Origin of the sequence: Halomonas sp. I1 (assembly GCF_032334135.1) — a bacterium.
Taxonomy (GTDB): Bacteria; Pseudomonadota; Gammaproteobacteria; order Pseudomonadales; family Halomonadaceae; genus Halomonas.
In genome coordinates this window covers 1-24,223 of sequence record NZ_JAVXUS010000010.1, presented here as the reverse complement: position 1 = coordinate 24,223, position 24,223 = coordinate 1, and the positions used below count along the sequence as shown (strand labels likewise).

At 63.6% G+C, this 24,223-nt stretch carries 20 protein-coding genes; 4 read left to right on the top strand and 16 right to left on the bottom strand.

Features of this window, described 5'->3' with window-relative positions; genetic code table 11:
* Nucleotides 1-138: 138 nt before the first annotated feature.
* From dgcA to RSO41_RS11475, 7 genes are all read right to left on the bottom strand, one after another.
* Complete coding sequence (gene dgcA / locus RSO41_RS11505; protein ID WP_315619246.1) at nt 139-2,211, bottom strand: dimethylglycine demethylation protein DgcA; 2,073 nt, start codon at nt 2,209-2,211, stop codon at nt 139-141.
* Nucleotides 2,212-2,222: 11 nt separating this feature from the next.
* Nucleotides 2,223-2,771 (bottom strand): DUF5943 domain-containing protein, encoded by a 549-nt coding sequence (locus RSO41_RS11500; RefSeq protein ID WP_315619245.1) that lies wholly within the window; start codon nt 2,769-2,771, stop codon nt 2,223-2,225.
* Nucleotides 2,772-3,130: 359 nt separating this feature from the next.
* Nucleotides 3,131-4,108 carry a dipeptidase gene (locus RSO41_RS11495; protein ID WP_315619244.1) on the bottom strand — a complete coding sequence of 326 codons (978 nt, stop codon included), beginning with the start codon at nt 4,106-4,108 and terminating at the stop codon, nt 3,131-3,133.
* 129 nt (nt 4,109-4,237) lie between these two features.
* Nucleotides 4,238-4,936 (bottom strand): monofunctional biosynthetic peptidoglycan transglycosylase, encoded by a 699-nt coding sequence (gene mtgA / locus RSO41_RS11490; protein ID WP_315619243.1) that lies wholly within the window; start codon nt 4,934-4,936, stop codon nt 4,238-4,240.
* 158 nt (nt 4,937-5,094) lie between these two features.
* Nucleotides 5,095-6,249 carry a GlxA family transcriptional regulator gene (locus RSO41_RS11485; protein ID WP_315619242.1) on the bottom strand — a complete coding sequence of 385 codons (1,155 nt, stop codon included), beginning with the start codon at nt 6,247-6,249 and terminating at the stop codon, nt 5,095-5,097.
* A gap of 299 nt (nt 6,250-6,548) precedes the next feature.
* Nucleotides 6,549-7,400 carry an S-formylglutathione hydrolase gene (fghA, locus tag RSO41_RS11480; RefSeq protein ID WP_315619241.1) on the bottom strand — a complete coding sequence of 284 codons (852 nt, stop codon included), beginning with the start codon at nt 7,398-7,400 and terminating at the stop codon, nt 6,549-6,551.
* Nucleotides 7,401-7,509: 109 nt separating this feature from the next.
* Nucleotides 7,510-8,619 (bottom strand): S-(hydroxymethyl)glutathione dehydrogenase/class III alcohol dehydrogenase, encoded by a 1,110-nt coding sequence (locus RSO41_RS11475; protein ID WP_315619240.1) that lies wholly within the window; start codon nt 8,617-8,619, stop codon nt 7,510-7,512.
* Nucleotides 8,620-8,741: 122 nt separating this feature from the next.
* On the opposite strand from RSO41_RS11475, the gene RSO41_RS11470 reads away from it, so the two are divergent.
* Entirely contained in the window at nt 8,742-9,644 is a 903-nt protein-coding gene (locus RSO41_RS11470; protein WP_315619239.1) for a LysR family transcriptional regulator, read from the top strand.
* A 27-nt stretch (nt 9,645-9,671) separates the two neighbouring features.
* On the opposite strand, the gene RSO41_RS11465 is transcribed toward RSO41_RS11470, so the two are convergent.
* From RSO41_RS11465 to RSO41_RS11440, 6 genes are all read right to left on the bottom strand, one after another.
* Nucleotides 9,672-10,658 (bottom strand): branched-chain amino acid ABC transporter permease, encoded by a 987-nt coding sequence (locus tag RSO41_RS11465; RefSeq protein ID WP_410000331.1) that lies wholly within the window; start codon nt 10,656-10,658, stop codon nt 9,672-9,674.
* 1 nt (nt 10,659) lies between these two features.
* Nucleotides 10,660-11,547: a branched-chain amino acid ABC transporter permease gene (locus RSO41_RS11460; protein ID WP_275287840.1), complete on the bottom strand. Its 888-nt coding sequence runs from the start codon at nt 11,545-11,547 to the stop codon at nt 10,660-10,662.
* A gap of 316 nt (nt 11,548-11,863) precedes the next feature.
* Nucleotides 11,864-13,084: an ABC transporter substrate-binding protein gene (locus RSO41_RS11455; RefSeq protein WP_315619238.1), complete on the bottom strand. Its 1,221-nt coding sequence runs from the start codon at nt 13,082-13,084 to the stop codon at nt 11,864-11,866.
* A 76-nt stretch (nt 13,085-13,160) separates the two neighbouring features.
* A complete protein-coding gene (locus RSO41_RS11450; protein ID WP_315619237.1) occupies nt 13,161-13,898 on the bottom strand; it encodes an ABC transporter ATP-binding protein in 738 nt (245 codons plus the stop codon).
* Nucleotides 13,895-14,671 carry an ABC transporter ATP-binding protein gene (locus RSO41_RS11445; protein ID WP_315619236.1) on the bottom strand — a complete coding sequence of 259 codons (777 nt, stop codon included), beginning with the start codon at nt 14,669-14,671 and terminating at the stop codon, nt 13,895-13,897. The genes RSO41_RS11450 and RSO41_RS11445 overlap by 4 nt, the downstream gene beginning before the upstream one ends.
* A 289-nt stretch (nt 14,672-14,960) precedes the next feature.
* The gene (locus RSO41_RS11440; RefSeq protein WP_315619235.1) at nt 14,961-16,340 is read right to left on the bottom strand and encodes an L-serine ammonia-lyase; all 1,380 of its coding nucleotides are present in this window, start codon (nt 16,338-16,340) and stop codon (nt 14,961-14,963) included.
* Nucleotides 16,341-16,539: 199 nt separating this feature from the next.
* Between RSO41_RS11440 and RSO41_RS11435 the strand changes: the two genes are divergently transcribed.
* Together RSO41_RS11435 and RSO41_RS11430 are read left to right on the top strand one after the other, a co-directional pair.
* Nucleotides 16,540-17,466 (top strand): LysR substrate-binding domain-containing protein, encoded by a 927-nt coding sequence (locus RSO41_RS11435; protein WP_315619234.1) that lies wholly within the window; start codon nt 16,540-16,542, stop codon nt 17,464-17,466.
* Between the two features lie 69 nt (nt 17,467-17,535).
* A complete protein-coding gene (locus RSO41_RS11430; RefSeq protein ID WP_315619233.1) occupies nt 17,536-18,174 on the top strand; it encodes a hypothetical protein in 639 nt (212 codons plus the stop codon).
* A 106-nt stretch (nt 18,175-18,280) separates the two neighbouring features.
* On the opposite strand, the gene rpoD is transcribed toward RSO41_RS11430, so the two are convergent.
* The 3 genes from rpoD to rpsU all read right to left on the bottom strand — a co-directional run bounded on the left by rpoD (nt 18,281) and on the right by rpsU (nt 22,549).
* Entirely contained in the window at nt 18,281-20,128 is a 1,848-nt protein-coding gene (gene rpoD, locus RSO41_RS11425; RefSeq protein ID WP_315619232.1) for an RNA polymerase sigma factor RpoD, read from the bottom strand.
* Nucleotides 20,129-20,385: 257 nt separating this feature from the next.
* The gene (gene dnaG / locus RSO41_RS11420; RefSeq protein WP_315619231.1) at nt 20,386-22,209 is read right to left on the bottom strand and encodes a DNA primase; all 1,824 of its coding nucleotides are present in this window, start codon (nt 22,207-22,209) and stop codon (nt 20,386-20,388) included.
* Nucleotides 22,210-22,333: 124 nt separating this feature from the next.
* Entirely contained in the window at nt 22,334-22,549 is a 216-nt protein-coding gene (rpsU, locus tag RSO41_RS11415; RefSeq protein ID WP_013333229.1) for a 30S ribosomal protein S21, read from the bottom strand.
* A 429-nt stretch (nt 22,550-22,978) separates the two neighbouring features.
* Between rpsU and tsaD the strand changes: the two genes are divergently transcribed.
* Nucleotides 22,979-24,007 carry a tRNA (adenosine(37)-N6)-threonylcarbamoyltransferase complex transferase subunit TsaD gene (tsaD, locus tag RSO41_RS11410; RefSeq protein WP_315619333.1) on the top strand — a complete coding sequence of 343 codons (1,029 nt, stop codon included), beginning with the start codon at nt 22,979-22,981 and terminating at the stop codon, nt 24,005-24,007.
* Nucleotides 24,008-24,223: the final 216 nt, after the last annotated feature.

Below are 24,223 nucleotides of genomic sequence, written 5' to 3'. Positions count from 1 at the left end.
TGTAAGCGGTAAGTTACCCCCTCCCTCGTGAAGGTCCTTTCACAACCCGGTCGACGAGAGGAGCTACTCAACTGCCCATCTCGCCATACGTTGGGAAAGAAGTTCTTACAGCTTCCGGCTTACAGCTTATGGCTGAGGTTAAAAGTCCTTGCAGAGGCGCAGGGCATCATAAATCGCGGCGTGAGTATTGCGCGGCGAGGTGCAGTCGCCCAGGCGGAACAGCAGCAAGCCATCACCCTCCTCCGACAGGCAGGGCTGTGGTTGAGCGGCGTAAAGCGCCTCGATATCCACCTGCCCCTTGTTGCGGGACTGAGGCTTGAGGGTATAGTAGAGCGCTTCATCGGGCCGTACGCCGTTCTCCACTACGACCTGATCGACCACGCGTTCTTCCTGCACGCCGGTGTACTCGTTCTCCAGCACAGCCACCAGAGACTCGCCCTCGCGGTAGACCTTGTGAAGCCCCAGATCGGAGGACATGATCACCTCCTTCTCATAGAGGCTGCGGTAGTAGGTCGGGAAGGTGGTACCACCGACGGCGGAACCCGGCTTGATGTCATCGGTGACGATCTCGACCTTGGCCCCCTTGTCGGCCAGATAGTCCGCGGCCGAGACACCGGAAAACTCGCAGATGGTGTCGTAGATCAAGACGTTACTACCCGGCTCGACACGTCCCTCGAGAATATCCCAGGTACTGACCACCAGGCTCTTGTCGGTGTCTTCGTCATAGCCCCATTCCTCATGCTGTTCGAGGAAGGGCCGGCCGCCCGTGGCCAGTACCACGACGTCCGGACGCAGGTCGAGGATAGTGGCCTCGTCAGCCCGGGTTCCCAGGCGTTGATCGACGCCCAAGCGCGCCAGTTCGAGTTGATACCAGCGAGTGATGCCGGCGATCTGGTCACGCTGCGGCGCCCTGGCAGCGATGGTGATCTGGCCACCGAGCTGTTCGGCGGCTTCGAACAAGGTCACGTCGTGCCCTCGTTCGGCGGCGACACGGGCCGCTTCCATGCCACCGGGGCCACCTCCCACCACGACCACTCGCCGCCTGGGTCCTTCGGATGCCTCGATCTCATGCGGCATCCCCATGTACTCGCGAGACGTGGCGGCATTCTGGATGCACAACACATCAAGGCCCTGATACTGGCGATCGATGCAGTAGTTGGCTCCCACGCACTGCTTGATCCGGTCGACCTGATCCATCTTGATCTTGGTGATGAGGTGCGGATCGGCGATGTGCGCCCGGGTCATGCCCACCAGGTCGACGTATCCCCCTTCGAGGATCCGGTTGGCCTGGTTCGGATCCTTGATGTTCTGGGCGTGAATCACCGGCGTCTTGACCACTTCCTTGATGCCTGCCGCCAAGTGGAGGAAGGGCTCCGGCGGATAGGACATGTTGGGGATCACGTTCGCCAGGGTGTCGTGCGTATCGCAACCGGAGCCGACCACGCCGAAGAAATCGACTTGGCCGGTGGCATCGTAATAGGCGGCGATCTGTTTCATGTCCTCGTGGGACAGACCGTCCGGGTGGAACTCGTCGCCGCAGATACGCATGCCCACCACAAAATCGTCGCCGACTTCCTCGCGAACGGCCTTGAGCACCTCCATCCCGAATCGCATGCGATTCTCGAAGCTGCCGCCCCACTGGTCGGTGCGCTTGTTGACCCGTGGACTCCAGAACTGATCCATCAGGTGCTGGTGCACGGCAGAGAGCTCGACGCCGTCGAGGCCGCCTTCCTTCGCCCGGCGCGCGGCCTGGGCAAAGTCGCCGATGATCCGCCAGATGTCCTCTTCCTCGATGGTCTTGCAGGTGGAGCGATGGACCGGCTCGCGGATGCCGGACGGCGACAGCAGGTTCGGCCAGTCGAAGCCGTCCCAACGGGAGCGACGGCCCATGTGGGTGATCTGGATCATGATCTTGCCGCCGTGCTTGTGCACGGCGTCCGCCAGATTCTGGAAGTGCGGAATGATGCGGTCGGTGGACAGGTTCACCGAGCTCCACCAGGCCTGGGGGCTATCGATGGAGACGATCGAGGAGCCGCCGCAGATGCACAGGCCGCAGCCTCCCTTGGCCTTTTCCTCGTAGTATTTGACGTAACGCTCCGTGGTCATGCCCCCGTCGGTGGCATGCACCTCGGCATGGGCGGTACTCACCACCCGGTTACGAATGGTCAGGTTGCCGATCTGGATCGGCTGAAACATCGCATCGAACGCCATGGTCTCTCTCCTCAGCCTTGATCCCGGGTATCACGCGGCACGGTGACGAAATAGCCGACGTCACATCCTGCTTCGGCGGCGCTCTGGGTCTGTTCCGCAAGGGTCCGCAATTGACGGCCCCGAGCAGCGAGAATCTGGTCCATGGCGCCAGCGAACCAGCCGGTGAACATGTACTCGACCCGGCGCCCGACCTTGCCCAGTTGATAGACGAAGGCACTGTGCTCGAGCCGCACCCGGCAGGTGCCGGCTTCGAGATCGATATGCTCGGTGATGAATCGCCCCCAGCCGCGCTGGGACAACCGCGTCATGTAATGCTCGAACACCGCCTCGCCTTCCAGGCCGTGGCACTCGGCCTCCTTTTCACACCAATGCCAGGCGCTCTTGTAGCCGGCGTCATAGAGGATCCCGGCATAGGCCTCGGCGCCGAGCGCTTCCTCGACGGCCACGTGGTTATTGATGAAAAAGTGGCGCGGCACGTAAAGCATGGGCAGCGCATCGGTGGTCCAGACACCGGTCTCGACGTCCACGTCGATGGGCAGTTCGGGGGCCATCTTGGTCACGGTCGTATTCCTCGAATCTTGCTGATTGTTATGGGGCTTCAAGCAGTTGCCGTTGGCAGTACCGCTCGGGGCTGATCCGGGGCAGGCCTGCGAGGAGGCGCTGTAAACCCTTCCTTGGGCGCTACCGACGTCCTGCGGCGCTCTCGCATCCTGCGCCGCTTGCAGGGCCGGTGCTGGCCATCCATGGCCAGCCCGTTCGGAGCAGTGCTCCTCACCCATGGCGTAGGACCTCCTCTCCGGCCTGCCCCCGCGCCCCTCGCTATGTGCTATTGAGATAACCTCGGGTCTTCGGGCTTCGATAAGCAGTCGAGAACGGCATGATGGCTATCCCCTCACACCTCGCTCCTCATCCCTCGCGCTTAGGCGCCCCAGACATCCTTCAGCACGCGCATCCAGTTCTCGCCCATGATCTTGCGCACCTGGGGCTCGCTGAAGCCGCGCCGCAACAGAGCCTCGGGGAGATTGCCGAATTCGCCGATGGTGCGGATGCCCTCGGGGTTGATGATCTTGCCGAAGCGGGTCAGGCGGCGGGCATACCCCTTGTCGTGGGTCAACCACTCGAAGAAGTCATGATCCTGGCCCTGGGTGAAATCGGTGCCGATACCGATGGCATCCTCGCCGACGATATTCATCACGTATTCGATGGCCTCGACATAGTCGTCGATGGTGGCGTCGACCCCGGCCCGCAGGAAGGGCGTGAACATGGTGACGCCGACGAAACCACCGCGGTCGGCGATGAACTTCAGTTCTTCGTCGGACTTGTTGCGCGGATGGTCCTTGAGCCCGGAAGGCAGGCAATGGGAATAGCAGACCGGCTTTTCGGACGCCTCGATGACCTCGGTGGAGGTCTTCTCGCCGACATGGGAGAGATCGCACATGATACCCACGCGGTTCATCTCGGCGACGATTTCGCGACCGAAGCCCGACAGACCACCGTCACGCTCGTAGCAGCCGGTGCCGACCAGATTCTGGGTGTTGTAGCACATCTGCACGATCCCGACGCCGAGGCGCTTGAAGATCTCGACGTAGCCGATCTGGTCCTCGAAGGCATGGGCGTTCTGAAAGCCATAGATAATGCCGGTCTTGCCTTCTTCCTTGGCCCGAGTGATGTCCGCCGTGGTGTGCACGGGGCGCACCAGGTCACTGGACTCGGCCAGCAGGGCGTTGGTCTGGACGATGTTATCGACGGTAGCCTGGAACCCTTCCCAGACGGAGACGGTGCAATTGGCGGCCGTCAGTCCGCCCTTGCGCATGTCCTCGAAGAGTTCGCGATTCCACTTGGCGATGATCAGGCCATCGATGACGATGGCGTCCTGGTGCAGCTCGGCGGGGGTCATGGCGGGGCTCCGGTTGATGCATGATCACGCCGGCAGCATAGCCCTCGCTCCCCCTGGCCCGGCGCCTGGGAGCGACCGTAAAAATCCCAAAAACGTCACGGACGTCGTGATCGCGACAGCGGGACGAACTCAGAGGCGATTCAGGTAGGCATGGCCCAGATTGCGCATCTGGCCACGGATCCAGTCGCTGCGTTGAAGCACGTAGGAACTCGGGCGGGAAGCGCTCCAGCCACGGGGGTTGGGAAGGATCGCCGCCAGGCGACTGGCCTGGACAGGCGTCAGCTCGTCGGCGGAGACGCCGAAATAGTGCTGTGCCGCCATTTCCAGGCCGAAGACACCGCTGTCCCATTCGGCGATATTGAGATAGACCTCGAGAATGCGCTCCTTGGGCCAGAGCAGCTCGAGAAGCAGGGTGAACCAGGCCTCCAGTCCCTTGCGGACCCAGTTTCGGCCGGTCCAGAGGAAAAGGTTCTTGGCGGTCTGCTGACTGAGGGTACTGGCGCCCCGCAGGTCATCACCGTTCAGGCTCGCCATCACGGCACGGCGCAATTCGACGAAGTCGAAGCCATGATGCGCCGGAAACCGCTGATCCTCGGCGGCGATCACCGCCAGCTTGGCGTTGTCGGAAAGCCGTGCCCAGGGGCGCCACTGCTGGCGAATGTCGAGGGTTTCTCCGGCGAGCCAGGCTTCCACCTTGCGCTCGACCATCACCATGGAGCCGCCAACCGGCACCACCCGGAACATCAGGACCAGCAGGACGGACAGCCCCACCCACCCCAGCAGCGCGAGTCCCAGGACTCGAGCCGCCCGTCGCAGCCACTCCCGCATCAAGCCTCTCTCAGGAAACGCTGAATAAATTGCCGAGCGTCGTGAAGCGCAAGGCGCCCGGAACACAGAAAGCGAGGCATAACATCACGTTAGGTGAGCTTTCGAGTACCGCGCAACGCAGCGATTTGCACGCGCAGGCATTTAAACAGTGTTTCCTCTCATGTTCTCAATCTCACGCTGGCATAGGTAGGCTCGCCCCGTGCCTGATCCAGAGCCGTCATGGCGGAGGAGACCGGTTCATTGGGCAGCGCCTCGAACGCGGCCGCCGTCTGCAGCATCGACGCCGCCGCTTCGCCCAGTCGCACCGGGGGGACCAGCTCCACGGCACTGCTGCTCAGCCGCTCGTCACGCGGCGGAATGCCGAAGTATTCGCGATAACACTTGGAAAAGTGCGGCGTGGACACGAAACCGCAGGCCGATGCGACCTCGATGATCGACATCGGGGTCTGCTTGAGCAGTTGGCGAGCCCGTGTCAGGCGCAGTTTAAGGTAGTAGCGCGATGGGGAGCAATGCAGGTTCTTCTGGAACAGACGCTCCAGCTGGCGACGCGAGACGTTCACATAATCGGCCAGTTCGTCGAGGCTGATCGGCTCCTCCAGATTGGCCTCCATCAACGCGACAATCTCCAGCAACCGAGGCTGGGTGGTGCCAAGTACATGCTTGAGCGGCACGCGTTGCTGATCCTGCTCACCGCGCACGCGATCATAGATGAACATCTCGGAGATCCCCGCCGACAGCTCCCGGCCATGGTCACGCCCGATCAAGGTCAGCATCATGTCCAGAGGCGCCGTGCCGCCGGAGGACGTAGCCCTGTCGCGATCAATGGAAAACAGCCGTGTGGTCAACGACACCTTGGGAAAGGCTTCCTGCATGGCAGCCAGGCACTCCCAGTGAACGCTGGCCTCATAGCCGTCCAGCAACCCGGCCCGTGCCAGCGCCCAGCTACCCGTGCACACCGACCCCAGTCGACGCGAGCGACGCGCCTGGGCCTGCAGCCAGCCGACATGTTCACGCTGGACGCTACGATGCGGGGCCACGCCCCCGCAGACGATCACCGTATCCAGCGCCAACGGGACCGTGGTGGAAGCATCCGGCGTAACCTGCAGACCATCGCTGGCACGTACCGCGTTGCCATCCATGCTCAGCGTGTACCAGCGATAGAGTTCTCGGCCGGCCAGCTGGTTGGCCATGCGCAAGGGTTCGATGGCCGAGGCCAGCGAAATCAGGGTGAAGTTTTCCAGCAGCAGAAATCCCAGCGTCTGCGGAGGCGTCTGGGGAGAGGTCTTGGGCGGGGCTTGGGCAGCGGTTGTCATCTTGAAACTCCAGCACGGTTATCGTGGACCATCTTGTTATTGTCGAAAGGCGTCGGACGCCGTTGACCGAGCCGTCTGTCGCGATCAGACAAGCTCACTTCAGAATGTAATCCTTGTGTCGTTTTCTGGCATGTCAAATTTGCCTATCGGCGCCCCCTTTCCCGTTGTCCTGGGACAATGACGTCGGTTTTTGATATGTGCGCGCCGCTCCGAGATACGACACGTCATCGCCAACAAACGCGCCGGCCCAGGAATGGACCGGCGCGCGAGTCACGAGAAAAAATGTCAGTGCCGAGACACTAGGCGTGTAGGCGCTCGGCGTGATAACGCAGATGATCATCGATGAAGCTGGCGATGAAGAAGTAGCTGTGGTCATAGCCGGGCTGGCGACGCAGCGTCAGCGGATGGTCGTGCTCGGCGCATACCGCTTCCAGCCGAGCCGGACACAGTTGCTCGTCCAGGAAGTCGTCGGCCTCGCCCTGATCGATGAACAGCGGCTGTCGGGATGCACCACGTGCCACCAGCTCACAGGCATCGTACTGCGTCCAGCGACTGACGTCCTCGCCCAGATAGGCACTGAATGCCTTGCGCCCCCAGGGACACTGGGTCGGGTTGACCACCGGGGCAAACGCCGACACCGAGCGATAATGGCCGGGACGACGCAAGGCCATGATCAGGGCCCCGTGTCCTCCCATGGAGTGTCCGCTGATCGACTCGCGACCATTGACCGGAAAGTGCTGGCGCACCACGGATGGCAACTCTTCGGCCACATAGTCGTACATCCGGTAGTGATCCTTCCAGGGCGCCTCGGAGGCATTGACGTAGAACCCAGCCCCGGTGCCGAAGTCGTAGCTGTCGTCCTCGCCCGGCAGGTTCAGGCCGCGAGGACTGGTGTCCGGGCAGACGATGGCGATGCCCAGTTCGGCAGCCAGGCGCTGGGCACCCGCCTTCTGCATGAAGTTCTCGTCGGTGCAGGTCAGGCCCGACAGCCACCACAACAGCGGCACGCGTTCGGTTTCGGCCTGGGGCGGCAGATAGATAGCGAACACCATCTCGCAATCCAGCGCCCGCGAACGATGGCGATAGCGCTTGTGCCAGCCACCGAAGCTGCGGTTGGCCGAGACCAGTTCAAGGTGTTCGGTCATGGTCATGAGCGACTCCTCAGGAGATTCGCCCGGTGTCGAGGGCGCATCGATCGATGCGACTCGAACGACACCGAGCGTGAATCAGTCATTACGGTTCGCGCGATATCGGGGCGTATTAATAATGAAGCACAGTGCGAATGCTCTCCCCACGGTGCAACAGTTCGAAAGCCTCGTTGATCTCCTCGAAGGGCATATCGTGGGTAATGAAGTCGTCGATGTTGATCTCGCCGTTCATGTAACGCTCGACATAGCCCGGCAGCTCGGTGCGCCCCTTGACGCCACCGAAGGCAGAGCCCTTCCAGACCCGACCGGTGACCAGTTGGAAGGGGCGGGTGGAGATCTCCTCGCCGGCCCCGGCCACGCCGATAACCACGGACTCGCCCCACCCCTTGTGGCAACACTCCAGGGCCGAGCGCATGACATTGACGTTGCCGATGCACTCGAACGAGTAATCGACACCACCGTCGGTCAGGTCGACGATCACTTCCTGGATGGAAGCCGAGTGATCCTTGGGATTGACGAACTCGGTCGCCCCGAACTGCTCGGCGAGCTTGAACTTCTCCGGGTTGACGTCGATGGCAATGATGCGGCTCGCCTTGGCCATCACCGCGCCCTGGATCACCGCCAGGCCGATGGCACCCAGGCCGAACACCGCGACCGTCGCCCCGGGCTCCACCTTGGCAGTGTTCATGACGGCGCCGATACCGGTGGTGACACCGCAGCCCAGCAGGCAGATCTTGTCCATGGGCGCCTGCTTCGACACCGAAGCCAGCGACACCTCCGGCAGCACCGTGTACTCGCTGAAGGTGGAACAGCCCATGTAGTGGTGCAGCTTCTGACCTTCGAGGGAGAAGCGGCTGGTGCCATCCGGCATCACGCCCTTGCCCTGGGTCGCACGCACCGAGCCACACAGGTTGGTCTTGCCGGACAGGCAGAACTTGCACTGGCCACATTCGGCCGTATACAGCGGGATGACATGATCGCCCGGGCGCAGGCTGGTAACGCCCTCGCCCACTTCCTCGACAACCCCGGCGCCCTCATGGCCCAGCACCGCAGGGAAATTGCCCTCGGGATCGGCGCCGGACAGCGTATAGGCATCGGTATGACAAACGCTGGTAGCGGCCATGCGCACCAGCACTTCGCCGGACTTCGGGCCCTCGACATCGATTTCGGTCAGCTGCAGGGGTTGGCCCGCTTCCAGGGCCACGGCGGCACGAGACTTCATGATCCATCCTCTCGGTGGGTAATTGGCATCCCTGAAGTCTAGGCAAGAGTGCCGGCCGGTATAAACTGCATCAAACGCATGACATTATTGTCATCTGGCAACAATAGAGCGGGAACGCCAACATGCAACGCTGGGATCGGGTCGAAGCCTTCATCGAGGTCGTGCGTCTGGGCGCCTTCAATGCCGCCGCCGAGCGACTGAGGGTCTCGAGCTCCCACGTCAGCCGACTGGTCAGCCAACTGGAGAACCAGTTGGATACCCCTCTGCTCTACCGGACGACACGCCGCATCCGCTTGACGGAAGCCGGCCGCCTCTATTACCAGCACTGCCACCACCTGTTCGACGGCTTCCGTGAAGCCGAAGCGGCGGTCAAGGAACTCCAGACCCGCCCCAGCGGCCTGCTCGGCCTGACCTGCGCCACCACTTTCGGCGAGCGCTACCTGGCACCGCTGGTCCACGACTTCATGCGCTGCCACCCGCAGCTCGAGGTGCACATGCATTTCACCAACCGGCGAGTCGACATCATCGACGAAGGCTTCGATATCGCCATTCGCATGGGTACGCTACAGGACTCGACACTGATTGCCCGCCGGCTGTGCGAGCGTCGCGAGTACGTGGTCGGCTCGCCGGACTATTTCACCCACCACGGCCAGCCCCATGCGCTTTCCGAGCTGTCCCGCCACCGCTGCCTGATAGGCACCCGTGACCATTGGCGCTTCGACGTCAACGGCATCCGCCGCGAGATACGTATCGACGGCCCCTGGCGTGGCAATTCCGGTCCGGCCCTGCTCGATGCCGCCCTCAAGGGCCTGGGACTCGCCCAGTTACCCGATTACTATGTCGACACTCACCTGGCCAGGGGCGAGCTGATCAGCGTGCTCGATGCCTACCGACACGACGACACCGCGGTCTGGGCCGTCTACCCGCGCCATCGACACCGCTCCCCCAAGGTCAGGCAGTTCCTCGACTACCTGGTCGCCGAGCTCGGCCCGAGCCTGCCGGCACAGCGCCGACCGAACGTTTGACGCTCATGCCGGCAAGACACAGCGTTCTCACTTGAAGTTCTTGCGCACGATCTTGTCGATCTCGCCGACGATACCGCTACGGAAGCTCAGCACGCAGACCACGAAGATCGCCCCCAGGATCACGCTGACCCAGTTACCCAGCGGCGACTGGGCGAGCTGGGTCTGCAGGCTGACCACCAGCCCCGCCCCCATCAGCGGGCCGAACAGGGTGCCCACCCCGCCGAGCAGGGTCATCAGGATGACCTCGCCGGACATATGCCAGTGGGCATCGGTAAGCGAGGCCAGCTGGAAGACCACCGTCTTGGTGGCGCCCGCCAGGCCGGCCAGGCCCGCCGAGATCACGAAGGCGAGCAGCTTGTAGGCATCGACGTTATAGCCCAGTGACACGGCCCGCGGTTCGTTTTCACGGATCGCCTTGAGCACCTGGCCGAAGGGCGAGTGCACGGTGCGCTGAATGATGGCGAAGCCGATCACGAAGACCGCGAACACGAAGTAGTACATGGCCAGGTTGCTGGACAGGTCGACCAGGCCGAACAGTCGCCCGCGGGGCACACCGTGCAGGCCGTCCTCGCCGCCGGTGAAGGGCGCCTGGATGTAGAAGAAGAACACCATCTGCGCCAGCGCCAGGGTGACCATGGCGAAGTAGATGCCCTGGCGGCGGATCGCCAGGGCGCCGAACCCCAGGCCGAGGATCAGGCTGGCGAGCGTCCCGGCGAGGATCCCGGTCTCCGGCGTCAGGCCCGGATGGCTCGACAGCAGGTAGCCGGTGACATAGCCGCCGGTGGCCAGGAAGGCCGCGTGGCCGAAGGACAGGAGGCCCGCGTAGCCCAGCAGCAGGTTGAAGGCGCAGGCGAACAGCGCGAAGCACAGCACCTTCATCAGGAACACCGGATAGGCGACGAAGGGTGCGACCAGGCCGATGGCCAGCAGGGCCAGGTAGAGGGCCCCGCGACGCTGCCGGGCGCGCCGACGACGCTTCATCGAGGGAGAAAGGGTCTGGGTGGTGGCCGTCATGTCATGCCTCCTTGCCGAAGAGTCCCGCGGGACGCAGCATCAGCACCAGGATCATCACCAGGAAGATCACGGTGTTGGCGGCCTCGGGGTAGTACACCTTGGTCAGCCCCTCGACCAGGCCCATGCCCAGGCCGGTGAGGATGGCACCGAGGATCGAGCCCATGCCGCCGATCACCACCACGGCGAAGACCACGATCAGCAGGCTCGAGCCCATAGTCGGCGAAACCGGGTAGAGAGGCGCGGCCAGCACCCCGGCGAAGGCCGCCAGCGCTACCCCGAAGCCGTAGGTCAGGGTGACCAGCTGGGGCACGTTGACGCCGAACGCCTGCATCAGCGCCGGGTTCTCGGTGCCGGCCCGCAGGTAGGCGCCGAGGCGAGTGCGCTCGATGATGAACCAGGTCGCGAGACACACCGCCAGTGCTGCGACCAGCACCCAGCCGCGGTAGGTGGGCAGGAACATGAAGCCCAGGTTGAGACCGCCCTGCAATGCCTCGGGCACCGGATAGCTAGCGCCGGACACGCCGAAGAGGTTGATCAGGGTGCCCTCGAAGATCAGCGCCAGCCCGTAGGTCAGCAGCAGACCATAGAGATGGTCGAGATGGGCGATGCGGCGCAGGATGGTGCGCTCGATCACCATGCCGAGCCCACCCACCACCAGGGGCACCAGCAGCAGCGCCAGCCAGTAGTCGAGGCCCAGATACTGCAGGCCCAGCAGGGCCGCGAAGGCGCCCAGCATGTACTGGGCCCCGTGGGCGAAGTTGATGATCTTCAGCAGGCCGAAGATCACCGCCAGCCCCAGGCTCAGCAGGGCATAGAAGGCGCCGTTGATCAGGCCCAGCATCAGCTGGCCCATGAATACCGCCAGCGGCACCCCGAATATCATGGTCATAAGAAGGGTCTCCTCGCCATCAGGGACCGACGGCATCAGCCGCCGCCGTATTCAGATTCCGCAGGGCCATCGCCGTCGGATGCGGCGCGGGGCGCCGGGGACAGGTCACAGAGGGGGTCCTACGCCAGGGGTGAGGAGGATTCCTCCGAACGGGCTAGCCACGGATGGCCAGCACCGGACCTGCAAGCGTAGCGGGACGCGAGAGCGCCGCAGGGCGTCGGTAGCGCCCAGGGAAGGGTTCACAGCGCCCCCTCGCAGACCTGTCGCCGAATCAGCCCCGACCGACACTAACCGCGATCACCCTGTCGGATTCCGCTCACTGGTTAACCAGGTCGCACTGGCTCTCGTCGAGCGGGCGGTAGGCCTGGTCGGCGGGAATGGTGCTCTTGATCTCGTAGAGGTCCCACTCGCCGCTGGACTCGGCCGGCGACTTCACCTCGGCCAGGTACATGTCGTGGACCATGCGACCGTCCGCGCGGATGCGGCCGTTGCGAGCGAAGAAGTCCTCCACCGGGGTCTCGGCCATCCGGGCGCGGACCGTCTCGGGCTCGTCGGTGCCGGCGGCCTCCACGGCGTTCAGGTAATGCATGGTGCTGGAGTAGACGCCGGCCTGGACCATGGTCGGCATGCGCCCGACGCGCTCGAAGTATCGCTCGGCCCACTCGCGGGACTGCTCGTCCATGTCCCAGTACCAGCCGGTGGTCAGCAGCAGGCCCTGGGTGGCCTCCAGCCCCATGGCATGAACGTCGTTGAGGAAGATCAGCAGACCGGCGAGTTGCTGGCCGGCCTGAGTCAGACCGAACTGGCTGGCGGTCTTGATGGCGTTGACGGTGTCGGAGCCGGCGTTGGCCAGGCCGACGATCTCCGCCCCGGAACCCTGGGCCTGGAGGATGTAGGACGAGAAGTCGCTGGTCGGGAAGGGATGACGTACCCCGCCGACCACCTCGCCGCCGTTCTCCTCCACCACCTTGGTCACGTCGCCCTCCAGGGCATGGCCGAAGGCATAGTCGGCGGTGAGCATGAACCAGCTGTCGCCACCCTGCTCGACCACCGCCTTGGCGGTGCCGTTGGCCAGCGGATAGGTGTCGTAGACCCAATGGATATGGTTCGGCGTGCAGTGTTCGTTGGTGATGCTGGAAGCGGCAGAGCCGGAGATGATGGCCAGTCCGTTCGCCTCCTCGAGGGCCTTGGTCACGGCGATGGATACCGAGGAGGCCACCATCCCGGCCACCAGATCGACGTTCTCCTGGTCGATCCAGCCGCGCACGGTGTTGGCACCCACGTCGGCGCTGTTGCGGTCGTCGGCACTGAATACCTCGATGGGCACCCCGCCCACCTCGCCGCCGAAGTCCTCGATGGCCATGTTCAGGGCCTCGAGGCCACCGGGGCCGGCCAGGTCGCGATAAGTGCCGGACATGTCGGCCAGGTAGCCGATGCGCACGGCATCGTCGCTCATCTGGGCCTGGGCGGTGCCGGTGGCCAGGGCGGTGGCGGCGACGGCGATGGCGCCGGCGAGACTGCGCTTGTTGAAGCTCATTGTGCTCTCCATGCCCCGAAGGGGCGGTTTGTTGTTGTCGAGAGATGGTGGAGTGGCCTGGACGGCGGCATTGCCGTCAGACCCCCAGCAGGGAATTCAGGTGCTCACGCCGGGATGGCAGCTCGGCGGCCGAGATCTCCTCGACGATGCGGCCGTGCTCCATGACGAAGTGGCGGTCCGCCAGTGGCGCGGCAAAGCGGAAGTTCTGCTCTACCAGCACGATGGTCATGCCGCGCGCCTTGAGCTCGACGAGCACCTCGCCCAGCGCCTGGTTGATGACCGGTGCCAGCCCTTCGGTGATCTCGTCGAGCAGCAGCAAGCGGGCCCCGGTGCGCAGGATGCGCGCCATGGCCAGCATCTGCTGCTCGCCGCCGGAGAGTCGGGTGCCCTGGCTACGGCGCCGTTCGTAGAGATTGGGAAACATGGCGTAGATCTCGTCGAGGCTCATTCCGCCGGAGCGCACCGTGGGCGGCAGCAGCAGATTCTCCTCGACGTCGAGGCTCGCGAAGATGCCCCGCTCCTCCGGGCAGTAACCCACGCCCAGCCGTGGAATGCGGTGGGGGCGCATGGCCAGGGTCTCGTTGCCGTTGATGACGATCGAACCGGTGCGATGACCGACCATGTTCATGATTGCCTTCAGGGTGGTGCTGCGCCCGGCGCCGTTGCGTCCCAGCAGGGTGACCAGCTCACCGCGGCGCACGTCGAAGTCGACCCCATGCAGGATGTGCGACTCGCCGTAGAAGGCGTGCAGGTCGCGGACGCGCAGCATCTCGGCACCGTCGAGGTCTCGATATTCCAGTGCGGCCTCCGTCATGCGCCGGCCTCCTCTGTCTCATCCGCCTCGCTGCCCATGTAGGCCTCCCGGACGCGAGCATCCCGCGAGACGCTGGCATAGTCGCCCTCGGCAAGCACCGCGCCGCGCGCCAGCACGGTGATGCGATCGCACAGCCGGCTGACCACGCTGAGGTTGTGCTCCACCATCAGCACGGTGCGACCGGCCGAGACCCGGCGGATCAGCTCGACGATGCGGTCGACGTCCTCGGCCCCCATACCCTGGGTCGGCTCGTCGAGCAGCATCACCGAAGGCTCCAGGGCCAGGGTGGTGGCCACTTCCAGAGCGCGCTTCCGTCCATAGGGCATCTCCACGGTGAGCACGTCGGCATAGTCCTGAAGATCGACCTCCTCGAGCAGCGCCATGGCCCGCTCGTTGAGGGGCTCCAGGGTCTTCTCGGATTTCCAGAAATGGAAGGAGGTGCCGAGCTTGCGCTGCAGGGCCACCCGCACGTTCTCCAGCGCCGTCATGTGGGCGAACACCGCCGAGATCTGGAAGGAGCGCACCAGGCCGAGCCGGGCGATCTCGTTGGCCTTCATCCCGGTGATCGGCTTGCCGCGATAGAGGATCTCGCCGCGGCTGGGCGGCAGGAACTTGGTGAGCAGGTTGAAGACGGTGGTCTTGCCGGCGCCGTTGGGGCCGATCAAGGCATGGATATGGCCTTCCCGAATCTGCAGGTCGACGTCGTCCACGGCGGTGAAGCCGCGGAATTGCTTGGTCAACCCGCGAGTCTCGAGCACGAACTCCTGGGTCATGTGAGGTCCTCTCGAGGCCGCCGGGGCGGCCCGTCGTTACGTTGCTGTTGTCATTGTTGTAAACCGAGACCATGACGTGGTCGCCGGCATCGAGGCCCAAGCCCCGAGGACTCTTTAACCTTTACGTCAACGTAAGCTAGAGGACGAAACGAGGACCGGCAACCATCGAAACGTTAAACTCGACCAATGGCGTAGATACCGCCATTTCAATAGGTTGCAAATAAAAAAGGCGCGCCACCGGAGCGACGCGCCAGACAGGACGGCATCCGCCGCCCGACAGAGAGATCGTTCAGCACTCGATGGCGTTGACCGCCAGGCCACCCTTGGAGGTCTCCTTGTACTTCTCCTGCATGTCGGCGCCGGTATCGCGCATGGTGCGAATCGCCTTGTCCAGGGAGATGAAATGCTCCCCATCGCCGCGCAAGGCCATCTGGGTCGCATTGATCGCCTTCACCGAGGCAATGGCGTTACGCTCGATGCAGGGCACCTGCACCAGGCCGCCCACCGGGTCGCAGGTCAGGCCCAGATTGTGCTCGAGGCCGATCTCGGCGGCATTCTCGATCTGACCGACACTGCCACCCATCACCTCGGTGAGTCCGGCAGCGGCCATGGCGCAGGCGGAGCCCACCTCGCCCTGGCATCCCACCTCGGCACCGGAAATGGAGGCATTCTTCTTGCACAGGATACCTACCGCACCAGCGGTCAGCAGGAAATCCACCACATTGCGCTCGCAGGCGTCCGGCTGGAATTTCATGTAATAGTGCAATACCGCCGGGATGATACCTGCTGCACCATTGGTGGGCGCCGTGACCATCCGTCCACCGGCGGCGTTTTCCTCGTTCACCGCCAGGGCAAAGACATTGACCCAGTCCATCGCGGAAAACGTCGTGGTGATCAGGCTGGCGTCGTCCTCCATCGCCAGCAGCCGTTGATGCAGGGCAGAGGCGCGTCGCTTGACCTCGAGACCGCCAGGCAGGATGCCCTCGTGCGCGAACCCCTGGTTGACGCAATCCTGCATGGCTTCCCAGATTCGCCAGAGACCGGCACGGATCTCGGGCTCCTCCCGCCAGGCCTTCTCGTTGGCCATCATCAGCTCGCTGATGCGCAGGTCATGCAGGCGGCACAGCGCCAGCAGCTCGGCGGCACTATTGAACTCATAAGGCAAGGCCGTGTTATCGGCATCCAGTTCATCCCGATCGACCTGCCCCTGGTCGACCACGAAGCCACCTCCCACCGAGTAGAAGACATTGCGATAAAGCTCACCGGCATGACCATGAGCCACCAGGGTCATGGCGTTCGGGTGATAGGGCAGACTCTCGTCGTGCCATTGCAGATCACGGGCCCAGACGAAGGGGATCGCCAGGTGTCCATCGAGCAGCAGGGTCTGGGATTCCAACAGCTCCTCGATACAGGGCGAGACGATCGCCGGGTCGATGAGGTCGGGACGCTCGCCCATCAAGCCCATGATGGTCGCTCGATCGGTGCCATGCCCCTTGCCGGTGGCCGATAGCGACCCGTGCAGATGGATCTCTATCCGCGCGACCCGTTCGAGCAGGTCGCGGCCACGTAACGCCTGGACGAAATCATGACCCGCCTGCATCGGGCCTACCGTATGGGAGCTGGAGGGGCCGATACCGATCTTGAACAAGTCGAAGACGCTGATTGCCATGGTGGAGCCTCATTGCGCGGCCGAATGGACGCGATCGTCAGGGTCTGGAGGAAGGTGCTTATCGGGAGCCTTTTACTGGCGCTTTCTATCAGTCAAGCTAAAGCCAACTGGTATTCACCTCATTTGACCCTTATGTTGGGGCCAGGTTTTCCCAGGAGCAATCGAGAATATCTCGCTTTCAATATAGTATGACTAAACCATGAGTCGTCTTCTCAATTCTCAGACCCACGCCTGGCTGAAGGTCTTCGCCGTCAGCGCACGCCACCTCTCCTTCACACGGGCAGCGGAAGAGCTGCATGTCACGACGGGGGCGGTCAGCCAGCAGATAAAGCAGCTCGAGGCGCGCCTGGGCTTCAAGCTATTCCGGCGCCTGCCCCGTCGACTCGCCCTGACCGAGGAAGGCCGACGACTGGCGACGGTGGTCGATGATGCCTATCAGGCCGTGGGTCTCGAGGTGAAGCGACTGCGCAGCGGCGTGATGAGCGGCATCATCCGGTTACGCAGCGTCCCCTCCTTTCTCAACAAGTGGTTGATGCCCCGCCTGCCCCGGCTGCAGGCGCGCTTCCCCGACATCGAGTTGCACGTCACTGCCGAGGACAGCAGCATCTCGCTGCGGGAGGGGGATTTCGACCTCGCCCTGGATCTCAATGATGGCCAGACACCGGGACTGGCCATCACACCGCTGATCGAGGAGACCATCTTTCCAGTCTGCTCGCCCTCCCTGCTTCGCGGGCGCCCGCCCTTGCGTCGCCCCGAGGACCTGGCCTGGTACCCCTTGCTGCACGACGTTACCGCCTGGCGAGGGAGCCGTGATTATGGCGAATGGGAACACTACCTGGCATCCATCGAAGCCCCTTCGGTGAACGTTCACCGTGGCTATACCTTCAATCGCAACCATCTGACCATGGAAGCCGCCATCGCCGGCATGGGCGTGGCCATCGCCCGCCAGACCCTGATCACCAATGAACTGGATACCGGTGCCCTGATCGCTCCCCTCGAGCAGCGCGTCGCCACCGGCATGCGCTATGGTATCGTCTACGCCGCTGGCGCCCTGGACGACCGACGCGTGAAAGCCGTTCACGACTGGCTCGTGGAAGAGGCGGCAAGGCAAGATGTCACCCGCTAGCACCCGGGCGACGACGGGACAAGTTGCGTATAATAGCGGCCTTCGATACACCATGCCGCGAGAAGATGGATGCTCAAGACCTCTCCCGACCGGATCAGCTTTCGTGCCACCTGCCTGAGAGCCCTCGCCTACCTCCTGATCATCGCCGCCCTGATGGAAGGTGTGATGCATGAAGCCCAACGGCTCCCCAGCGTCCAGTTCTCGGAATCCGGCTTCACGGAAATTACCCAATCCGTCCTGCTGCTGCTGGCAACGGGACTGGCCCTCGCCACCCGCCTGATTCAGCGCCAGCTGCCCAATGTCGCCCTGTTACTGGTCGGCCTGCTCGGCGCCTCGCTGATCCGTGAACAGGATGCCTGGCTCGACACCCACGTCTTCGATGGCGCCTGGCAAACACTGGTCACCCTACTGGTGCTACCCGTGCTGTTCGTGGTGATCCGACAACGCCGCGCCTTCGTGGCCGAGCTCGAATCGATGACCGGCACCTTCTCCTTCGGTCTCTTTTCGGCCGGCTTCCTGACCACCTATGCCTTTTCGCGCCTCTATGGGCGCAGCGAGCTATGGCAGGCAATTCTGGGTGACCACTACTTGCGCACTTTCAAGGATGCAGCGGAAGAAATCACCGAACTGTTCGGCTACACCCTATTGTTGTTCGCCATGCTGGAGCTGGTACTCCTAGTACGCCGCCGCTTGGCTGCCCGGGAGTGACGCAACACTTACCGGGTGGCATAACGACGAACGGCCCGCGAAACTTTCGCGGGCCGTTCGTCTTCAGGCATGGCACGAGACACTGCCATCCATTCACTACCGACGACTACTCATCGAGGAAGGAGCGCAGCGGTTCGGAGCGTGATGGGTGGCGCAGCTTGCGCAAGGCCTTGGCTTCGATCTGGCGAATTCGCTCGCGGGTCACGTCGAACTGCTTGCCGACCTCTTCGAGAGTGTGGTCGGTGTTCATGTCGATGCCGAAACGCATGCGCAACACCTTGGCCTCTCGCGCCGTCAAACCACCGAGCACATTGCGTGTGGCCTCGATCAGCCCCTCGCCGGTCGCCGAGTCGATGGGCAGCATCATGGTGCCATCTTCGATGAAGTCCCCCAGGTGCGAATCGTCATCGTCACCGATGGGTGTCTCCATGGAGATCGGCTCTTTGGCGATCTTGAGCACCTTGCGCACCTTGTCCTCGGGCATCTCGAGGCGCTCGCCAAGCTCCTCGGGTGTCGGCTCGCGGCCCATTTCCTGCAGCATCTGGCGCGAGACACGATTGAGCTTGTTGATGGTCTCGATCATGTGCACCGGAATACGAATGGTCCGCGCCTGGTCGGCGATCGAGCGCGTGATCGCCTGGCGAATCCACCAGGTGGCATAGGTCGAGAACTTGTAGCCACGACGATATTCGAACTTGTCCACGGCCTTCATCAGGCCGATGTTGCCTTCCTGGATCAGGTCCAGGAACTGCAGGCCACGGTTGGTGTACTTCTTGGCGATGGAGATCACCAGGCGCAGGTTGGCTTCGACCATTTCCTTCTTGGCCCGGCGGGCCTTGGCCTCGCCGATGGAAAGCCTGCGGTTGACTTCCTTGAGGTCAGTCACCAGCAGCGCCACCATCTCTTCCTCGAAAGCGATCTTGCGCTGGGCGCGCTGAATATCGCCCTTCAGCGGCGCGAGCCGGTCGGCGTGCCTGGCATTCTCGGCCATGAAACCATCCAGCCAGTCCTGACGGGACTCATTGCCCGGGAAGGACTTGATGAAGGTCTTGCGCGGCACCTTCGCCTTCTTGACGCACAACTGCATGATCGCCTTTTCCTGAGCACGCACCTGCTCGACACTGATGCGCACCTGGCCGACCAGGCGTTCGAAATGCTTGGGCACCAGCTTGATCGGCGAAAACAGCTCGGCGAGCCGTGCCAGTTCACTCTGAGCCTGCTTGGCATCGCGACCATGCGCCTCGATAGCGCGGCGGGCTGCCTCGTTCTGCTCGCGGATCTGCTCGAAGCGAGCCTTCGCCTCTTCGGGATCCGGGCCACCGCCGGTTTCTTCTTCCTCGGCGTCGTCATCCTCGTCGGACGCTTCGCCGTCCGCGGCATTGCGCTCGGGTTCGGGCTCCGGCACATCTGCCTCGGCCACTCCGGGGATTCCCTCGTCGGGATCGATGAACCCCGAGAACAGGTCGGAAAGACGCCCCGGGGCTTCTTCATCCTGAGTGGCATCATAGGCCTCGAGGATGGAGTCCACGGCACCGGGCAGATAGGCCAGCGCCGACATTACCTCTCGAGTCCCTTCCTCGATGCGCTTGGCGATCTCGATCTCGCCTTCGCGGGTCAACAGCTCCACGGTCCCCATTTCGCGCATGTACATGCGCACCGGGTCGGTGGTGCGGCCCACATCGCTTTCCACCGCCGCCAGCGCCGCCACGGCCTCCTCGGCCGCCGACTCGTCGGTGGATTGATCGGCCATCATCAGGGTGTCTTCGTCGGGGGCTTCCTCGACGACATTGATACCCATGTCGTTGATCATGCCGATGATGTCTTCCACCTGATCCGGGTCGGCGATATCCTCGGGTAGATGGTCGTTGACCTCGGCATAGGTCAGGAAGCCCTGTTCCTTGCCGCGCGCGATCAACTCCTTCAGACGTGACTGCTGCTGCGCATTTCCAGCCATAGAAACCCTATCTCGACGAAGAAGAATGAAGCACCTGAAGCACTGAGGCGGAGAAAAACTCGATAAGCCGAACAGTATAGCGGTTTAGCGTACTGTTTTGCTAGTTCGGTGTATTTGCGCGGTCATTCAGGTGTGTTAGTTTGTCCGGTTGCGTCCCGTTCGGTTACGCTCTTAATGTGGTGATGGTAGGAGAGAAATCAACCCTCGCGCCACTTTTCCCGGCGGTTTCAGGGCCTGCCCGGACGGCGGCACGGCTCTCATCCCTTCAGCTCCATCAACAGTTCGTTCAGCCGCTGGCGCTCTTCCTGCGACAACCGCTCGCCGGTACGACTCCGGGCCAGCAGGGCGTCATACTCCTCCTGCGGGGAACGCTTCCGACGGTGGCGCTGGAAATACGCCACCCAGTTATCCAGCTCGACACCCCGCAGCCTCTTTGGCACCAGAGGCTCTCGGCGTGCCAGCGCCGCCAGGCGCTCGCCTTCCGGCGTGCCATGAAAGTGCGCCAGCAGCACCTGAGCACTGCGATAACGTCCCGCCTTGAGAAGGCGCACCACCTCGCGACACAGTCGGGCATCCCCATCCTCATGGGCGCACCAGTCGTCGCTCTCCGGCAGACGTTCGACCAGGCCAGGCTCATGCACCAGCAATTGCAGAGCACGCGCCATCAGACCAAGCGCTCCATCGGTTGTCGGCGCCTCGTCCGACGCTGCCGCCTCGGCCATCGGAGGCGTAACGGCCTCCTCCACCGGAGGGCGACCGCCAGGTTCCGATCCGGCGTGGCGCATCATCAAGGACTCGAAGCTTGACTGGTCGACGCCAGTGCGTCGCGAGAGTTCCGTCAGCAACAGGGATTTCAGCATTCCCTCGGGCAGAAGCCCGATCGCCTCCAGCACCTGACTGGCATACCGCTCTCGCTCTTCGATGCGCGCCAGGTCACGCCCCTGCGCCGCCAGCTCGAACAGAAACTCCGACAGCGGGCTTGCACAGGTCACCCGATCCTCGAAGGCCTCGGCACCCTCTCGACGCACCAGAGTGTCCGGGTCCTCCCCCTCGGGCAGGAACAGGAAGCGTGCCTGACGACCGTCGATCATCATCGGCAACGCCGTGCGCAAGGCCCGGTCCGCCGCCTGACGGCCGGCACGGTCGCCATCGAAGCAGAACACCACCTCATCGACCACGCGGAAAAGCCGTGACAGATGATCCTCGGTGGTCGCCGTCCCCAGCGTGGCTACCGCATTGCGAATGCCGAACTGGGCCAGGGCCACCACATCCATGTAGCCCTCGACGATCACCAGACGCTCCAGCCGAGCATTGGCCTGACGCGCCTCGTAGAGGCCGTAGAGCTCGCGCCCCTTGTGAAACACCGGTGTCTCAGGCGAATTGAGATATTTGGGCTTGGCATCGCCCAGCACCCGTCCGCCGAAAGCCACGGTACGACCGCGAATATCACGAATCGGGAACATCACCCGGTCGCGGAAGCGATCATAGGTCCGGCCGCTGTCTTCCCGGTGCACCAGGAGCCCATACTCAATCTGGACAGCCTCGCTGATGCCGCGTTCGCCGAGGTGATGACGCATCGCCTCCCACTCCGCGGGCGCGAAACCGATACCGAAATCGCGCACCACCTCCGGCGAGAGCCCCCGCTTGTCGAGGTAAGCACGAGCCGCGTCCCCTTCCGGCATCTTCAGGCGTTCGCGAAAGAAGCTCGCCGCCAGTTCCAGGAGGTTGACGCCTTCCTTGCGCTTGCGCTCACGTGCCTGCTGGCGAGGGTCGTCATCGCCCTCCCGCGGCACATCGAGCCCTAGCCGAGCGGCCAGTTGCTCCACGGCCTCGGGGAAGCGCAGACGGTCATACTCCATCAAGAAGCGCAGGGCGTTACCGTGAGCGCCGCAACCGAAACAGTGATAGAACTGCTTGTCGGCACTCACGGTGAACGACGGCGACTTTTCCTGGTGGAAGGGGCACAGCCCCGAGTGATTGCGCCCCGCCTTCTTGAGCTTGACCCGCTCACCCACGATGTCGACCACATCGGTACGAGCCAGCAGGTCATCGATGAAACGTTGCGGAATCTGTCCAGCCATTCAGGCTATCCCGAAAGCGGAGAAAACGAGGGCGAGAAGAACAACGCAAAAACAAGCGGCCACCGATTGGCGGCCGCTTGGCGTCCTCCCGAGACGACCCGAGAAGGGCCGCCCCAAGTACGGATCAATAGAGCCGTTCGAAACGCTTACGCTCACGCTGGAGCTTCTTGGCGTGACGCTTGACGGCAGCCGCCGCCTTGCGCTTGCGTTCCGCAGTCGGCTTCTCGTACTGCTCGCGACGGCGAACCTCAGAGAGCACACCGGCTTTTTCACAGGAACGCTTGAAGCGACGCAGCGCGACGTCAAACGGCTCGTTATCGCGTACTTTGACAGAAGGCATTAAGCACTCACCTACCTTGAAAACTTGAGTTCGGTTCGAACGCACGCCTTGGGGCATTCATCACGCTTCGCTCGGACGAGCCGCAGCGCGGCGAAAACGAAAAAACGAACCCCGGGCGCACGACCCAGTCTTGCAGCGCACAGTATTCTAGTCGTCGTGGTGCTGCCATGCAAACCGTTTCGCGGACAGGGCTATCGCAGCTGGATCTGGCGAGGGGCGCCGGGGACAGGCCGAAGAGGGGGTCCGATGCCATGGATGGCATCGGTAGCCTCCAGGGAAGGATTCACAGCGCCCCCTCGCAGGCCTGTCGACGGAGCAGCCCGAGCGACAACGCTTAACTGCGATAGCCCTGGTTTCGCGGACGGCCCCTGCCGCCTCATGGCCAAAACGCGTAGAATACCGCCATTTCCGATCCACCGAGCCATGACCATGCGCGTACTGGGCATCGAGACCTCCTGCGACGAAACCGGCGTCGCCCTCTTCGACACCGAGCGAGGCCTTGCGGCCGACGCCCTGCATAGCCAGATTGCCATGCACGCCGAATACGGTGGCGTGGTGCCCGAACTGGCCTCCCGCGACCATACCCGTCGCCTGCTGCCGCTGATTCAGCGGGTGCTCGACGACGCCGGCGCGAGCCGCCGGGACCTCGACGCCATCGCCTACACCGCCGGTCCGGGCCTGGTCGGCGCCCTGATGGTCGGGGCCAGCACCGCTCACGGCATGGCCCGGGCCCTCGGCATTCCGGTACTCGGCGTTCACCACATGGAAGGCCACCTGCTGGCCCCCATGCTGGAGGATGATCCCCCCGACTTCCCCTTCGTGGCCCTGCTGGTCTCCGGCGGGCACACCCAACTGGTGGAGGTCGCAGGGATCGGGCGCTACCGACTGCTCGGCGAATCGGTGGACGACGCCGCTGGCGAGGCCTTCGACAAGGCAGCCAAGATGCTCGATCTGGACTACCCCGGCGGTCCGGCGGTGGCCCGGCTCGCCGAAACCGGCGACCCGGGCCGGCTACGGTTCCCGCGACCCATGACCGATCGCCCGGGCCTGGACTTCAGCTTTTCCGGCTTGAAGACCCACACCCTGACCGCCATCCGCCAGCTCGAGGCCAAAGGCATGCTCGACGACCAGGCCCGTGCCGATGTGGCGCGCGCCTTCGAAGACGCGGTGGTCGACACCCTGTCGATCAAGTGCCGACGCGCCCTCGACGCCACCGGCCTGACACGACTGGTGGTGGCCGGCGGCGTCAGCGCCAACCATCGCCTGCGCGCACGCCTCGAGCACGAAGCCACCAAGCGTGACGCCAGGGTCTACTATCCACGTGGCCGTTTCTGCACCGACAACGGCGCCATGATCGCCTATGCGGGCGCACAACGCCTGCGTGCCGGCGAACACGACGAGCCCGGGCAGATGCAGGCCGTCCCCCGCTGGCCGCTGGAAACCCTCGGTGAGCCGTAAGCGGCGAGCGGCGAGCGGCGAGCGGCGAGCGGCGAGCGGCGAGCGGCGAGCGGCGAGCAGGATGACGACTGACGTGAGCCTCGCGTCAAGAGCAGACGACGGAAATTACCACTCGAACATCCCGGGCGGGGGGGCGTAGCTCGTAGCTCGTAGCTCGTAGCTCGTAGCTCGTAGCTCGTAGCTCGTAGCTCGTAGCTCGTAGCTCGTAGCTCGTAG

Bases quoted from the DNA above. Each gene is read 5' to 3' on its own strand.
- dgcA (WP_315619246.1), bottom strand. From the start codon at position 2,211: ATGGCGTTCGATGCGATGTTTCAGCCGATCCAGATCGGCAACCTGACC.
- RSO41_RS11495 (WP_315619244.1), bottom strand. From the start codon at position 4,108: ATGACCCCCGCCGAGCTGCACCAGGACGCCATCGTCATCGATGGCCTG.
- mtgA (WP_315619243.1), bottom strand. From the start codon at position 4,936: ATGCGGGAGTGGCTGCGACGGGCGGCTCGAGTCCTGGGACTCGCGCTG.
- RSO41_RS11485 (WP_315619242.1), bottom strand. From the start codon at position 6,249: ATGACAACCGCTGCCCAAGCCCCGCCCAAGACCTCTCCCCAGACGCCT.
- fghA (WP_315619241.1), bottom strand. From the start codon at position 7,400: ATGACCATGACCGAACACCTTGAACTGGTCTCGGCCAACCGCAGCTTC.
- RSO41_RS11475 (WP_315619240.1), bottom strand. From the start codon at position 8,619: ATGAAGTCTCGTGCCGCCGTGGCCCTGGAAGCGGGCCAACCCCTGCAG.
- RSO41_RS11470 (WP_315619239.1), top strand. From the start codon at position 8,742: ATGCAACGCTGGGATCGGGTCGAAGCCTTCATCGAGGTCGTGCGTCTG.
- RSO41_RS11465 (WP_410000331.1), bottom strand. From the start codon at position 10,658: ATGACGGCCACCACCCAGACCCTTTCTCCCTCGATGAAGCGTCGTCGG.
- RSO41_RS11460 (WP_275287840.1), bottom strand. From the start codon at position 11,547: ATGACCATGATATTCGGGGTGCCGCTGGCGGTATTCATGGGCCAGCTG.
- RSO41_RS11455 (WP_315619238.1), bottom strand. From the start codon at position 13,084: ATGAGCTTCAACAAGCGCAGTCTCGCCGGCGCCATCGCCGTCGCCGCC.
- RSO41_RS11450 (WP_315619237.1), bottom strand. From the start codon at position 13,898: ATGACGGAGGCCGCACTGGAATATCGAGACCTCGACGGTGCCGAGATG.
- RSO41_RS11445 (WP_315619236.1), bottom strand. From the start codon at position 14,671: ATGACCCAGGAGTTCGTGCTCGAGACTCGCGGGTTGACCAAGCAATTC.
- RSO41_RS11440 (WP_315619235.1), bottom strand. From the start codon at position 16,340: ATGGCAATCAGCGTCTTCGACTTGTTCAAGATCGGTATCGGCCCCTCC.
- RSO41_RS11435 (WP_315619234.1), top strand. From the start codon at position 16,540: ATGAGTCGTCTTCTCAATTCTCAGACCCACGCCTGGCTGAAGGTCTTC.
- RSO41_RS11430 (WP_315619233.1), top strand. From the start codon at position 17,536: ATGCTCAAGACCTCTCCCGACCGGATCAGCTTTCGTGCCACCTGCCTG.
- rpoD (WP_315619232.1), bottom strand. From the start codon at position 20,128: ATGGCTGGAAATGCGCAGCAGCAGTCACGTCTGAAGGAGTTGATCGCG.
- dnaG (WP_315619231.1), bottom strand. From the start codon at position 22,209: ATGGCTGGACAGATTCCGCAACGTTTCATCGATGACCTGCTGGCTCGT.
- rpsU (WP_013333229.1), bottom strand. From the start codon at position 22,549: ATGCCTTCTGTCAAAGTACGCGATAACGAGCCGTTTGACGTCGCGCTG.
- tsaD (WP_315619333.1), top strand. From the start codon at position 22,979: ATGCGCGTACTGGGCATCGAGACCTCCTGCGACGAAACCGGCGTCGCC.